The sequence below is a fragment of the Pseudoalteromonas sp. T1lg21 genome, assembly GCF_002964625.1.
GTDB lineage: Bacteria > Pseudomonadota > Gammaproteobacteria > Enterobacterales > Alteromonadaceae > Pseudoalteromonas > Pseudoalteromonas gelatinilytica.
Map to the genome: position 1 here is coordinate 53,179 of NZ_PQBX01000061.1, position 13,210 is coordinate 66,388.

The following is a 13,210-nucleotide window of genomic DNA, read 5'->3' on the forward strand; positions in this document are numbered from 1 at the left end:
GGATTCCAAATTCCACAACCCGGCTATCTTCCCATTTCCTTACTTCTTTCAGAGAAGACCCGTGGCTTTCCGTCCCTACCTCACAGTAGGTTTGGCAGTATTAATACATTAGTTTTGTTAAAAACATATTTGTATGACTGCATGAACACCTATTTATAGTTCCTAAATAGTGTTCAAAATACCTGCTTTTTAAACGTGGTTTAAATCATATTCCGTATTCAAGAAATAATGATTGAAAAGAAGTGTAGGAGAATAATTATTTAATGCAAAATAATTAGTATAAATTTATTATTCCTGTACCTTAAAGTAAGTGTTCTGGATCTGTTTTGGGATCAGTGTATTGTTTTTGGGTATGTTCTTATTATTTTGATTTTAAATGGAATATATTTTCAGTGAAGTTCTATATCTTTGAATTAAAATGCTATTCTATTTGAAATGTTTTTTTGTTTCTTTAAAGTATACTAATTGAGCAGTGTTTTTATATTGGGCACTGCTCAATATGTTTATTAAGCTTTTTTAACAAACTTAGCAGTTACCATCATTTCACCGACGCCATCAACTTTACAGTCTAATTCGTGGTCTTTTTTATCTAACACTCGGCGGATAACGGCTTTGGTGCCAATTTTAATTACTTGTGAGCTGCCTTTAATTTTTAAATCTTTAGCAACGGTCACTTTATCGCCATCGACCAATAAGGTACCGTTAGCATCTCTTACATCGATTACATCAACGTTATTAACAGCATTTGGATCCCACTCATGAGCGCACTCTGGGCATACTAAGTTGTTTTGATCTTCATACACGTATTCAGAGTTACATTGTGGGCAAGGAGGTAAAGACATAAATGGCACCTTGGTTGATTTTAAAAGGGTATTTTAATTGCTAAGAGCAAACTATGCGAGTACAAGGCATATATTTTATGGCTCAGACGTGTCGAGTTCTTTGGTAATAGAGAATATTCCTCTTAAATCACCAAGCTGATAACCTGTCGCTAAATCATTTGGGTAATGCTCGCTAAGCGCTTGCTTTACTTCTGGCGCAATCGTTTGACCATGACAATTGAGGCACACTGGCGCGACTTTTATCGCTTTAGCAAAGCGAAATTGACCATCTTTGCTGGTTGAAAAAGTCACATTATCGATGCTTTCTGTGTTTCTGATCATATCGAGCAACTGAGCGATTTTTTCAGCTTCCCAGTCATCAGGTTTATTATTTGGATTACGGTTTTTAGTGCTTTTACGCGCTACAGTCCAACCATCGGTTGATAAGCTTTCAGCAATGGCTGGGGCTTGCATTTTGCACACGTTAATTCCTTCAACTAAACCGCCTTGTTTGATTGCAGCTGCCAATGCTGATTTGAGCGTCGTGGCAAATTCAGTTGCTCGCTCAGCTGCTTCGGTTTCTAGAGTCGCTGAGTTTGTTGCGGCATACAGACTAGGAGAAAGTAATGCAGTACATAGCACAATATTTCTTAAGGAAAGCATAGTAAAACCTTATATTAGATATATCTAATATAGTAGTTCGTTTTTACCAATTTAGCGAATATAATTGTTGAGTTTTTCAGTTCTATGACAATGCTAAAAAAGAGCGTTATTTGTATTTTTAGGTACACCTTTTTTATGGCATTTAAGTTAGAATGTGCAATGCTTATTATCAGATAACATATTGAGTTTGCACTTTGCCTAAACGCAGATACAAAATTAAAGCCATAACGCTTGCGAGTATTGGAATGATGCTTGTTTTTGCTATCGATTACCCAATGGAAGTCGCGGCAAAAAAGCAGGTTGCGCGAGAGCAAATACGGGCAGACTACCAATGGCTTAAATCAGATCTTGATAAGCAAACTAAGCAATTAAAAGATTTTTTTATTCAGTCAGATACGCTTGATCCGAGCTGCTCTAGCACGACGTTGCTAGCGCTTCGCCAAGCCCATTTTCATATCTCGAATGTTGCCGAATTTGGTGTTGTAAACCCAGATGGCTATTTAACCTGTACCAGTTGGGGGGCTCCACCTGAGCCAATAAAGACCATAGGCCCTAAGCCTGTTAAAAGCCAACAGCTGCGTTATTTTGGGCCAATTCATACCAATTACATTGGTGAAGCTGCTTTGGTTATAGCTAAAACCCGCAGTGATGGCTTTGAGATTAATGCTTTATTGCCGCAGCCATTATTGAGCCGAAAAATAAATGAGCTTGATAGACCCTATGATTTTGTTGCTTTAGTCGATGCAAAATTGGGTATGCCTATCACGATTGTGGGTGGTTATACCTTGCCACTTGATTATGATTTGTTTCCTTTAACGAAAACGACTGAGCTTAATGATCATCGGTTTGATGATACACATCAGCACTATTTACTAGCTGAGCCTGTCAAAGATATCCCGAGTCTTGCTTTGGTCGTCGCTGTCAATGTGGATACTTTATACCGAGGTGTTTATACCCCGCCTTTGGCAAGTATTTCATTGTATGTGTTTGTATTTGTTTTATTGTTCTTCTTTTCTAAAGCGTACCATCAAAATTACCGTAGCCGTAAAAATGAGCTGATTAACCATTTAAACTCTGGTGATTTTATTAACTTTTATCAGCTTATTTGGAATGCAAACACAAAACAGTTTGCAGGGGTTGAAGTGTTAGTAAGGTTAAATCATCCACTAGAGGGAGTCTTAACGCCGAATCGCTTTTTACCGGATATTGAAAGCAATAGCCTTAACTTAGCACTGACCTATGCTGTGATTGAAAATATCACCGAAGATTTAGTAAAGCTCACCCAGTGGCATCCAACATTAAAGGTGAATATCAACATTACAGGTGAACACCTCAAAGATGACAAATTTAAGCAGCTTGCTCTTGAGTTGAACACCCAGATCCCACATTTGGTACTCGAAATAACCGAAAACGAACTGATTGAATCTGACGATACTGAAGTGATAGAGACCATTACGCTATTTAGAGAGCAGGGGGTCAGAGTGGCTATTGATGACTTTGGAACGGGTTATGCTGGCCTGCAATATTTAAAATCATTGCCTTTTGATATTTTAAAAATCGATCAAAGTTACACCGCAGCCATTGGCACTAATTCACAGCTGGCTATTTTACTTGATGCGTTAATCGAACTGGCTAAAAAACTTGAGATTGATATTGTTGCTGAAGGGGTGGAAACCCAAGCTCAGGCTGATTACTTGTTGGCAAAAGAAGTCTATTTCCATCAAGGTTGGCTGTATCATAAAGCGCAAGGCATCGAACAGCTAATAAGCAAAAAACTGTGACTTTATTTTTCACTTAGTTATAGTGGTGAAAAAGGAGACTCAATGAAAAAACTAATTTATATCGCCGCTTTGTTATTTTCTGCCCTAACATTTGCAGACACCGCTCCATACAGTGGAGAGATAAGTCGAGATGATTTACTTAAAGACTACGCTGCATTTAGTGAACAGTACAATGAATACACACCGAGTGAAGCAGAGTTAACCACGATAAAAACACTACAAGGTAAGCAAGTTTTGGTGTTTTTAGGCACTTGGTGTCATGACTCAAAACGAGAAGTACCTCGATTTTTAAAACTTCTCGATACAGCGAAAGTACAGTTAGGCTCACTTAAATTAGTGGCTGTTGGCTACGATAAACTTGACCCTGCAGGGTTAGCAAAACAGCACGACTTACTGTATACGCCAACCATTATTGTCCTTGATGGAGAAAAAGAGCTTACCCGTATGATCGAAAAGCCAAAACAAAGCTTGGCAGTGGATCTTACGCAACTGGGTCAAACGCTATAAAATCATCAATAGATAAGGGCATTGAGATTAAGTAACCTTGAATATAATCAATGCCTTTGTCACTCACCAATTGCCACTGCTCTGAGCTTTCGACCCCTTCTGCGGTAATCGTTAAATCAAGTTGATGGGCTAAATCACTCATCGTTTGTAAAAATAAACCATCTCGTGGGTTATCCACGCAGTTACAGATAAAAGCACGATCAATCTTAACGTTATCTAGCGGAAACTGCTGAATTGACGACAGTGATGAATAACCTGTTCCAAAGTCATCGAGTGATAAGTTAAAACCCGCTAATTTAAGTTCATGCATTAGGTTTATAGCGTACTGGGTATTTTGAAATAGGGCAGATTCGGTGATCTCAAGATTAATTTTTTGATTAGCTGGGAATAGCTTGGCTTTTTCTTTACTCAGTCGTTTCACTAAATGCACATCAGAGAACTGCTTACGTGAGAGGTTGATCGACACTTTAATATGAATGTTGTTATCAACCATGCGATGGCAATCTTCAGCAACTTTAGCAACAATCCAACGAGACAATAAATTAATGAGCTCAGATTGCTCAGCGATGGCTATAAACTCCACAGGTGACACAAAGCCTCGAACAGGGTGTTGCCAGCGAACCAATGCTTCACAGCCAATCAGTGTACCATCTAGAGTGTTAACGATTGGCTGATACACCATACTTAGCTGCTCGTTAGTCGAAAGCGCATGGCGTAAGTCACTTTCGAGGTTACTTTGTGCAATGAGCTTCTCTTTCAGAGATTGGCTATAAACGGTAAAGGGTTTTTGCGTGCGGGGGCATTCATTCATCGCAATCAGAGCAGTATTGATTTGCTCAGCAGCATCGATGTTTTGTAAATGCGGATAGCCTACGCCAATGTATAAGTGGTAAAAATGAGCGCTACCAGCGGTTTCAATAATCCCCCCGACCTGATGCTGAAATTTGTCTAATAGGGCGGCGAGCTTTTCATCAAAAATAGCTTCTTTTAGTAACATTAAAAAGCAGCCCTGTTTGATATGCGCGCAAAACGCTTGATGTAAGTCAGAAAACTCAATTAGCCGGTTAGCAATGGTCGTTTGTAGTTCATTTAAGTAATCTTGACCGTAAATATCTTCTAATTGTCGATAGCCTTTGATCTCGGCGCACAATAAAGTCAGGCCGCTACTGTATTGGTCTTCAGGGCATAAACTGGCGATATACTTTTCACTGTAATGGCGATTGGCTAGGCCGGTGACTGAGTCAAAGTGGGCTTGCTGATAAAGCTCATGTTGGCGCTGTTTTTCTGCACTGATGTCTTCAATCGTACCTACCAAGGTATTGGTTTTAGGGTTCCATTCTGCGTGCTCGTGAAACCAGCGTTTTTCTCCATTGAGTTTGATTGTGTATTCAATTTCGATTGGGCTACTAGGCTTAGTATGTATAAAATTTAAAAACGTATTTTTATAAAAGCTATCGATTTTTTTACAGACATCCGTAATTGATTGCACTTTGCTTTGTTCTTTAAATAGTGCTTTTGCTTGAGCCGATAATTGCCGAATGCTTTTATCTGGCGACAAATGCCAACTACCCACGCCACTGAGTAACTGAGCTTGTTTTAATTCAAGTGCCTGCTCAGACAGCTCCAAGGTTTGCTTTTGTACGAGCTTTTCGAGGTTTTGCTCGTGTTCCCGTAATCGGCATGTAATCGTAATCAAATAGCAGCTAACCGATGAAAATAGCAGGACAATCAGTAACAGCACTAAAAATTCAACATGCGCCCGATAAGCAAACTCATCTTTAATACCCACAACCCAATGCTGATTTTCAACATCGAGATTGTAGGTTGACCATTGCTTTTGCTCAAAACTGTGGTTATTTAAAAGCGGCGCGTAGTTATTCGCTGTTTTTTGCCAAACCTCATAGAGGTGAGGGTGTGAAGTCGTGTCAGGTCGTAAATTTGCAATAAACTCAGGAAAACGTAGCACCGCGATTGCAAAACCCCAAAACTCATTCTGATTAAAAATCGGTAATCGAGCGACTAAGCCTTGACCACCTTGAGCCAACTCTTTAGGTCCATCGATTTGCATTTTTTGCGTATCAATCGCTGTTTGTAATGACGCTTGAATGCTTTGCATCTTGAATAAGTCGATACCAATCACGCTCTCGTGACTGGTTAACGGGTAGCTGTATTTTATTACCCCCTTTGGTGCGAGTTGAATAGTTTGGCTACCATCACTGTGAGTTAAAATCTCTGTGGCAAGGGTTTCGAATTCAGTTTGTGTATATGCAAAGTCACGCATTGCGGCGCGAACAAGGTAGGGGCCAAGGAGTGCGCTATCAAGTGCTTTTTCAAGATTACTGCTGTAACTGTTAAGTGCTGCATTTTGCTCAATTTCATGCATTTCTTGTCTATCGTAAAACACTTTTAGCGCGATAGCCGAAAATAAACAGAAACTGAGAAAAAAAGAAGTAAATAACAACGAAAAATATGTAATATTACGCAAAGGCATCCCTGAATGAGGTATGTATTTAAGTACTAAGTTTACTTTTAAAAATACTAGTTTAGGGCTACCTGATTGTCTAGCTAAGAGCTAGGATTTTAGTTGAATTTTTAGCATGTTAAAGAATTATTTGTACCTAAATACAATAGATTACAAACTTAAGTAAGATTAAACGCTATGTACCAAGCCGTGATAAAAGCGATAGATGCAGCGAATGCTGTCGATCCAAATCGTGTGAAACAAGATGATCAAGAGTTTGCAAAAGAGTCATTATACGCAATGCGTATGACCGATATGCTAAACCGTTTCAATCCACAAGCTGATGAGTTGATGCATATTGCTGCGCGAGGTCAACATATTGAGCGCTGGCGCTCTCCTCGCAGTGATTTTCCTATGGGTAAGCAAGGTTATTATCAATGGCGTACGGCTTTATATGACTTTCATGCCGAGCGTGTAACAGCCCTTATGAAAACGGCGGGTTACGCGCCGGAAGAATGTGAGCGTGTATACGCAGCCGTTGCTAAAAAGAACATAAAACGAAACCCTGATAGCCAATTGATTGAAGACATCGCAAGCCTTGTGTTTATTGAGCATTACATGCTTGATTTTGCAAGTAGTAAGCCTGATTACGATGAACAAAAATGGCTGGGTATTATTCGTAAAACATGGCAAAAAATGTCAAATGAAGCACATGACTTTGTATTAGCTGGTAACATCAGCTTACCTGAGCCGCTTAAACCGTTAATTACAAAAGCGCTAAATTAATTATAAAACAAGGATGTACTATGTTTTGCCCGCGTACTAAAACAGCCCTTGAAGCAGTGAGCATTGGCGACGTTAATGTGTATTTATCAAAAAGCGGTGGCGTATTTTTTGATAACCGACAAATATTTCACTTTAGCGATCCGAATTTAAAACCCGCGCAAGTGCTGGTGGCTCATTTACAAACCCTGCCAACAGAATGTGTTGATTTAGCAAAGCGAATTAATTGTCCGAATTGCCCTGATGTCGTGATGATGCGACGCTTTTTCACCCCACTAAAAGTGGTTGAAATAGACGAATGTCCAAATTGTGCTGCTATTTGGCTTGATCATGGTGAGCTTGAAAAGATCCATGAAAATCATTTAACGCCAAAAGAGCGTGAAATGCTGCGTTTTGATATGGCCAATAATCATGGTTTTATTCAAGTTAAGATCCCGAAAAGGCGCTACTCAGTTCATGCTGAAAAGCCTGAGTCTAATGCAACGTCATCTTTAGAAAAACTAGCAGAACTTGCGTATTTATCGATTTTGAATGACTGATAATTTATATAAAACACCTGACGCTGAACTTGCTCGCAAACCAGTCTACCTTTCGAAACCTCGAGATTTAGAGTTTTTTGATGTGTTGTTCTCTTTTCATGGACGTTTGAATAGAAAACAGTTTTGGTTTGTGCATGGGTTTTATTTTGTGGTTCAAACTATTGCTGTAGTTGATGTGTTCTTTTTTATTGGCATATTTATTTTATTTCAATGGCCACTAATGGCTTCTCAAGTCAAACGCTGGCACGATATTGGAAAGTCAGGCTGGAATTGCCTAATTTGGTTTGTACCTTTTGTTGGTTTAATTATGACATTATTTGAAGCAGGGTTAAGCAAAGGTCATTTGCTCAGGAATCAATATGGTAGTTCGCTGTACAGGGCAGAGTAAGTAAATTAGCGGGTTGTGAATTTTGTTTGATGACATACACTTTAAACCTAACTAAATAAATTAATCAGGTAACCTATGCTAATAACAATAATATTGGTTTCAGGGTGGGCGCTGTTAATGCTTTATGCTGCGAGCGCTGAGTATAAATACTATCAATCGGTTAAAACTTTAGAGTCGGAACTGTGGCAACAACTAGGTGCGCCGCGATTTTTAAAAGTACCTATGGTTTTTGTGTCTAAAAAGGGTTTAGCACTTTTAAATTCCACAGAAAACGAAACTGTGCGAGCGAATGCAAAAAAACATCGCCAAGCTGGGATTTTGTTTCTTTCCTATGTGGGGTTGGTGCTTATTTCGGCAATCGTATTTTTTAAACTTGCCTAAATAGAGCCTGTACCAACTAAGATACAGGCTTTATTTGTAATTAAGCGTTAAAGCTTAACTAGCATTTTTCCTTTATTTTTACCTTCGAACAGACCAAGAAATGCATCAACGGCATTTTCGATGCCATGGTATACCGTTTCTTCAGATTTAATTTTACCTTCGCTGATCCACGCACCCATTTGCTCAATAAACTCAGGAAACTGATCAAAATAATCAATCACGATAAACCCTTGCATTGTGAGCTTTTTCGAGTTGATATAAAACAGGTTGCTTGGCCCTGGCTGTGCTGTGTCGTTATTGTAACCTGAGATCATGCCACATACAGGAATACGGCCGTAATCGTTCATTACATTGAGTGCGGCTTCAAGGTGATCGCCACCTACGTTTTCAAAGTAAACATCAATACCTTGTGGTGCCGCTTGTTCAAGGGCTTCTGTTAGGTTTGCGACCGTTTTATAGTTAATTACCGCATCAGCACCTAACGCTTTAACCATCTGTGCTTTTTCGTCAGAGCCAACCGAAGCAATCACTTTACAGCCTTTTAGCTTGGCAATTTGGCAAACAATGCTACCTACCGCGCCTGACGCTGCTGATACAAACACAGTGTCAGTTTCTTTTAGGTTAATTACCTTTGTTAGACCTGCCCATGCGGTTAACCCGGTCATACCCATGGTACTTAAAAATAGTTGGTCTGGTAGTGGCACGTTTGGCAGTAATGTTAAGTCGCTGCCATTGCTAATGTGCATGGTACGCCAACCGCTAATATGACTTACTTTGCTTCCTACAGGAAAGTCGTCATTGCGCGATTCAATCACTTCGCCGATAGCACCGGCTTCCATTACTTCGTTTAAGTTAAATGGCGCGATATACGATTTACGATCAATCATGCGCGGGCGCATATAAGGGTCAACTGACATCCAGGTATTTTTAATTAACACTTCGCCGTCGTTCAAATCTGGAAGTGTTACGTCTACCTGCGCAAAATTGGCTTGTGTTGGTATACCTGTTGGGCGTGAAACTAAATGAATTTGTTGACTTGTCGCCATATAAACCTCGAATGAACTAGATCAGAATCAATTAATGAATTGTGCAAAATATTTGCGCGCAAACTATTTGCGATCAATTTAATGATCTTTACAGTAAAAGGCAATAGACTGTAGGAAAATAATTTGCGCGCAAACTAAATTGAGGCAATAATACGGCTGTATTTCAGTTTAGGGTAATTACATGAGCAACAACTTATCAGACAATGTGTGTTTCACTTTATATAGTGCAACCAATGCGTTGATCAGAGCGTTTCGACCAATCCTCGAAGCTTATGACTTAACCTATCCGCAATATATTGTGATGCATTCGCTTTGGTATAATAACCAAGTGAGTTTAAAAGCGCTTTCTCATGACACGCACCTCGATTCAGGCACCTTAACACCGATAGTTAAACGCCTTGAATCAAAAGGTTTATTGACGCGTCAGGTATCAAATGAAGATGAGCGTAAAAAAGTAATCTCGTTAACCGAGCAGGGCATGCAGCTTAAAATTGATGCTGAAGAATTATCAACCAAGTTAATGGCGCGCTCAAACATGAGTTTAGAGCGAATCGAGTTACTACGTGAATTAACCCTTGAGCTGCATACTGACCTAACAAAAACGGACCTTACAAAAGGCTAATCTTCTACTAAACACACTAAAGTGCCTTCAATAGCGCGAACATACGCATAATGTTGAGAATCTTTTTTAGTTGGCGGGCACAATGGCTCAGCACCAGCAAGCACGGCTTTATCGTAACTTTCGACTAAATTGTGGCAGCTGAATCTTAGCTCAAAACCAAGTGCAGGTTGCTTAGGGTGGGCACGAATATACCCCTGCTTAAAATATGATTGCGCATGCGGGTGGGTTGCAAAAGCAAGTTTAACGGAACCTGTAACAAGTTCACCGTATTCGGCATCGTCACTGATATGATTGGTATTAAATCCAAATGCTTGATAGTAAAAGTCGAGTACTTCTTCTACGTTATCGACGTAAATAACCTGACTTAAAAATGCCATTTATGCAGCTCTATTTATTATTCGTTTATTAAATAAAGCATAGTTTTAGCAATAAAAAAACCTTGTAAGTCATACTTACAAGGTTTTTTTTAATACTTAAAGCTTACGTGGCAACTACGACTTGTTGCGGTTTTCTTTCGCAAACGCACGGATTTTACGTTTTTGCGATAAGGTCACCTTGTTTGAGCGGCCTGCGTAAGGATTATCGCCTTCTCTAAATTCAATTTTGATCGGCGTACCCATGATATTTAATGCTTTACGATAATAGTTCATTAAGTAGCGTTTATAGCTATCAGGTAAGTCATGAACTTGGTTACCGTGGATCACGATACGTGGTGGGTTATAGCCACCTGCGTGAGCATATTTAAGTTTTACACGACGACCGCGAACAAGTGGCGGTTGGTGATCGGCTTGTGCCATATCCATGATACGACGTAACATCGCTGTGCTAATACGTTTAGTTGCTGATTCGTACGCTTCGTCTACTGATTCAAATAAATGACCCACACCTGTGCCGTGTAAAGCAGAGATAAAGTGTAAACGTGCGAAATCGATGAAACCTAAACGACGGTCAAGCTCTGACTTAATACGTTCTTTAACGTAATCATCAAGGCCATCCCACTTGTTAACAGCAACAACCAATGAACGACCCGCATTTAAAGCAAAACCTAATAGGCTTAAGTCTTGATCAGAAATACCTTCGCGTGCATCAACCACTAAAAGTACCACGTTGGCATCTTCAATGGCTTGTAATGTTTTAATAACTGAGAACTTCTCAACAACATCGCTTACTTTCTTACGCTTACGAACACCCGCAGTATCAATAAGAATGTATTCTTTGTCGTTGCGTGTCATCGGGATATAGATAGAGTCACGAGTTGTACCCGGCATATCGTAAACGATTACACGTTCTTCACCTAAGATACGGTTTGTAAGTGTTGACTTACCAACGTTAGGGCGACCGATGATAGCAAGTTTTACAGGCTTATCTGCAAAGGCTTGTTCGCTGTCTTCACCTTCTTCATCTTCACTGTAAAGATCAACCAGTTCGTCATCACTTTCTTCAAGCTCTTCACTTTCACCGGCAAGTTCAGCAATAACTGGCTGTAAGGTTGTTTCAAGTAATTGCGTGATACCACGGCCATGCGCCGCAGCAATGTGATGCACGTCACCTAAGCTTAACTGGAAGAACTCTGCACAATATGAGTCTGCATCAATACCATCCACTTTGTTTGCTACAACAAAGCATTTCTTCTGTTGTTTACGAAGGTGGTTAGCAATTGCTTGGTCAGCGGCAGTCATACCTGCGCGGGCATCAACTAAAAATAATACGATATCGGCTTCTTCAATCGCGAGTAGCGATTGCTCAGCCATTTCGGTTTCGATACCTTGCTCAGAACCGTCAATACCACCCGTGTCTACCACGATAAATTCATAGCCTTCGTAATCTGCTTGGCCATATTTTCTATCTCGTGTTAAGCCAGGAAAGTCGGCTACGAGGGCGTCACGAGTACGTGTTAAACGGTTAAATAATGTGGATTTGCCCACATTGGGTCGCCCAACAAGAGCGATCACGGGAAGCATAAACTACCTCTTAAAAAAACAACAAAAGGCTTCGCCAAGCGAAGCCTTAGAAAAATAACGTTTACTATTAGTAAGTTAGTTTGGAATTTTAACCGCGCTAACTTCACCATCTCGGGTGTATAAAATTAATTTGTCACCGGCAACAACAGGCTCAATAAAGAAACCTGAGCTGTCAAAGTCTTCGCGCGATACAAGCTCGCCCGTTTCTTTGTCTAACCAGTGTAGGTTACCTTCTTGGTCACCCAGTGCTAAATATTTACCAGCCACAGTTGGGCCAGTTAAGTACCAGCCGCGTAGTGCCGGTTGGCTCCAACGCTCAATGCCTGATGTTTTATCTAGACCGTAAATAACACCATCGCTATCAACAACATAGATAGACTGGCTATCATCGATAAATCTCGGTAGCTGCTGTACTCACGTTTCCAAACAACATTACCTGAACGAATATCAACGGCTGCTAAGTTACCATTATAGGCGATTGCATACGCATATGGACCACTAATTAATGCTTGTGTATCCACATCTACTAAACGTTCAAACTCAGAGGCACCTTTTGGAGAAGCAATTTCAGCACTCCACGCAGAGTAACCATTTTCTGAAATTAATACGCTTAGTTTGCCTGTTTCAAGGCCTAGTAATACACCACCATTTGCTACGGTTGGTGAACTTTGACCACGTAACGTCAGTGGTGGCACTTCTTGTTCAAAGCTCCAACGCTCTTCACCTGTATCTGGGTGTAAAGCTAATAATTTACCTGAGCCTAGGTTTACAAAAATTAAGCCGTCGCCTGCAGCAGGTTTAGCAAGCACTTCGCCTGGCATAGTTTTGCGCCAAACAATCTCACCTGTTTCACGGTCTAGTGCAGTTAAATAACCATGCTCAGAACCAACAAAAATCTTGCCGTAAGCTTGTAAAATACCACCCGATAACTTGGCACTTTCTGTGGTTTCCCAAGGCCAAAAGGCTGGGTTTTCACGAACATCGGTTTCCCACAGAGTATCGCCATTTTCAAGCGATAGGGCTTCAACTTCACCTTCGCGGTTTGCTACATACACAACATCGTTATGAATAGCCGGTGTTAAGCGCGAGAAATAATGCTGAACACCATCACCAATTGATTCTTGCCAAACCACTTCTGTCTCAAATTGATTAACAATTTCAGGCAGTACCAGTTCATCTTCGTCATCACTTGACGAACACCCTGTTAGGGTTGCGATACACAGAGCAAGTGTTGCCGCTGTTAACTTCTTCATCTTA

The 13,210-nt window shown here is 40.3% G+C and carries 12 protein-coding genes, 1 pseudogene and 1 riboswitch; of the genes and pseudogenes, 6 read left to right on the forward strand and 7 right to left on the reverse strand.

Annotation, left to right across the window (positions count from 1 at the left end; all coding sequences use genetic code 11):
• Window positions 1-10 precede the first annotated feature (10 nt).
• Window positions 11-106, reverse strand: a riboswitch (cyclic di-GMP riboswitch).
• Window positions 107-506: 400 nt separating this feature from the next.
• Both C2M25_RS16955 and C2M25_RS16960 read right to left on the reverse strand, forming a co-directional pair.
• Window positions 507-842, reverse strand: a complete 336-nt coding sequence (locus C2M25_RS16955; RefSeq protein ID WP_063704157.1) for a zinc ribbon domain-containing protein YjdM — start codon at window positions 840-842, stop codon at window positions 507-509.
• 75 nt (window positions 843-917) lie between these two features.
• Window positions 918-1,484: a Tll0287-like domain-containing protein gene (locus C2M25_RS16960; protein ID WP_063704160.1), complete on the reverse strand. Its 567-nt coding sequence runs from the start codon at window positions 1,482-1,484 to the stop codon at window positions 918-920.
• 245 nt (window positions 1,485-1,729) lie between these two features.
• Here C2M25_RS16960 and C2M25_RS16965 point away from each other — a divergent pair, with 245 nt between their 5' ends.
• Together C2M25_RS16965 and C2M25_RS16970 are read left to right on the forward strand one after the other, a co-directional pair.
• Complete coding sequence (locus tag C2M25_RS16965; protein ID WP_105181654.1) at window positions 1,730-3,265, forward strand: EAL domain-containing protein; 1,536 nt, start codon at window positions 1,730-1,732, stop codon at window positions 3,263-3,265.
• Window positions 3,266-3,307: 42 nt separating this feature from the next.
• Window positions 3,308-3,772 (forward strand): TlpA family protein disulfide reductase, encoded by a 465-nt coding sequence (locus C2M25_RS16970; RefSeq protein WP_105181655.1) that lies wholly within the window; start codon window positions 3,308-3,310, stop codon window positions 3,770-3,772.
• On the opposite strand, the gene C2M25_RS16975 is transcribed toward C2M25_RS16970, so the two are convergent.
• A complete protein-coding gene (locus C2M25_RS16975) occupies window positions 3,747-6,176 on the reverse strand; it encodes a bifunctional diguanylate cyclase/phosphodiesterase (protein ID WP_158679740.1) in 2,430 nt (809 codons plus the stop codon). The genes C2M25_RS16970 and C2M25_RS16975 overlap by 26 nt on opposite strands.
• A 255-nt stretch (window positions 6,177-6,431) precedes the next feature.
• Between C2M25_RS16975 and C2M25_RS16980 the strand changes: the two genes are divergently transcribed.
• The 3 genes from C2M25_RS16980 to C2M25_RS16990 are packed head-to-tail and all read left to right on the forward strand — an operon-like array spanning window position 6,432 to window position 7,943.
• Window positions 6,432-7,019 carry a DUF4202 domain-containing protein gene (locus C2M25_RS16980; RefSeq protein ID WP_105181656.1) on the forward strand — a complete coding sequence of 196 codons (588 nt, stop codon included), beginning with the start codon at window positions 6,432-6,434 and terminating at the stop codon, window positions 7,017-7,019.
• Between the two features lie 20 nt (window positions 7,020-7,039).
• The gene (locus C2M25_RS16985) at window positions 7,040-7,555 is read left to right on the forward strand and encodes a TFIIB-type zinc ribbon-containing protein (RefSeq protein ID WP_105181657.1); all 516 of its coding nucleotides are present in this window, start codon (window positions 7,040-7,042) and stop codon (window positions 7,553-7,555) included.
• Window positions 7,548-7,943, forward strand: a complete 396-nt coding sequence (locus C2M25_RS16990) for a DUF805 domain-containing protein (protein WP_105181658.1) — start codon at window positions 7,548-7,550, stop codon at window positions 7,941-7,943. Before C2M25_RS16985 ends, C2M25_RS16990 begins: the two co-directional genes overlap by 8 nt.
• Window positions 7,944-8,371: 428 nt before the next feature.
• Here the strand turns inward: C2M25_RS16990 and C2M25_RS17000 are convergent, their stop codons facing one another.
• Window positions 8,372-9,370 carry an NADP-dependent oxidoreductase gene (locus C2M25_RS17000; RefSeq protein ID WP_105181660.1) on the reverse strand — a complete coding sequence of 333 codons (999 nt, stop codon included), beginning with the start codon at window positions 9,368-9,370 and terminating at the stop codon, window positions 8,372-8,374.
• Between the two features lie 181 nt (window positions 9,371-9,551).
• Here C2M25_RS17000 and C2M25_RS17005 point away from each other — a divergent pair, with 181 nt between their 5' ends.
• Window positions 9,552-9,992, forward strand: a complete 441-nt coding sequence (locus C2M25_RS17005; protein ID WP_063704183.1) for a MarR family winged helix-turn-helix transcriptional regulator — start codon at window positions 9,552-9,554, stop codon at window positions 9,990-9,992.
• Here C2M25_RS17005 and C2M25_RS17010 read toward each other — a convergent pair.
• The 3 genes and pseudogenes from C2M25_RS17010 to bamB form a co-directional block, all read right to left on the reverse strand.
• The gene (locus C2M25_RS17010) at window positions 9,989-10,369 is read right to left on the reverse strand and encodes a VOC family protein (protein WP_063704185.1); all 381 of its coding nucleotides are present in this window, start codon (window positions 10,367-10,369) and stop codon (window positions 9,989-9,991) included. The genes C2M25_RS17005 and C2M25_RS17010 overlap by 4 nt on opposite strands.
• 114 nt (window positions 10,370-10,483) lie before the next feature.
• Window positions 10,484-11,953, reverse strand: coding sequence for a ribosome biogenesis GTPase Der (der, locus tag C2M25_RS17015; protein ID WP_063704187.1), 1,470 nt, complete (start codon window positions 11,951-11,953; stop codon window positions 10,484-10,486).
• 75 nt (window positions 11,954-12,028) lie between these two features.
• Window positions 12,029-13,206, reverse strand: a pseudogene (gene bamB, locus C2M25_RS17020) (outer membrane protein assembly factor BamB).
• Window positions 13,207-13,210 lie beyond the last annotated feature (4 nt).

Bases quoted from the DNA above. Each gene is read 5' to 3' on its own strand.
- C2M25_RS16955 (WP_063704157.1), bottom strand. From the start codon at position 842: ATGTCTTTACCTCCTTGCCCACAATGTAACTCTGAATACGTGTATGAA.
- C2M25_RS16970 (WP_105181655.1), top strand. From the start codon at position 3,308: ATGAAAAAACTAATTTATATCGCCGCTTTGTTATTTTCTGCCCTAACA.
- C2M25_RS17005 (WP_063704183.1), top strand. From the start codon at position 9,552: ATGAGCAACAACTTATCAGACAATGTGTGTTTCACTTTATATAGTGCA.
- C2M25_RS17010 (WP_063704185.1), bottom strand. From the start codon at position 10,369: ATGGCATTTTTAAGTCAGGTTATTTACGTCGATAACGTAGAAGAAGTA.
- C2M25_RS16990 (WP_105181658.1), top strand. From the start codon at position 7,548: ATGACTGATAATTTATATAAAACACCTGACGCTGAACTTGCTCGCAAA.
- C2M25_RS16980 (WP_105181656.1), top strand. From the start codon at position 6,432: ATGTACCAAGCCGTGATAAAAGCGATAGATGCAGCGAATGCTGTCGAT.
- der (WP_063704187.1), bottom strand. From the start codon at position 11,953: ATGCTTCCCGTGATCGCTCTTGTTGGGCGACCCAATGTGGGCAAATCC.
- C2M25_RS16965 (WP_105181654.1), top strand. From the start codon at position 1,730: ATGATGCTTGTTTTTGCTATCGATTACCCAATGGAAGTCGCGGCAAAA.
- C2M25_RS16985 (WP_105181657.1), top strand. From the start codon at position 7,040: ATGTTTTGCCCGCGTACTAAAACAGCCCTTGAAGCAGTGAGCATTGGC.
- C2M25_RS16960 (WP_063704160.1), bottom strand. From the start codon at position 1,484: ATGCTTTCCTTAAGAAATATTGTGCTATGTACTGCATTACTTTCTCCT.
- C2M25_RS17000 (WP_105181660.1), bottom strand. From the start codon at position 9,370: ATGGCGACAAGTCAACAAATTCATTTAGTTTCACGCCCAACAGGTATA.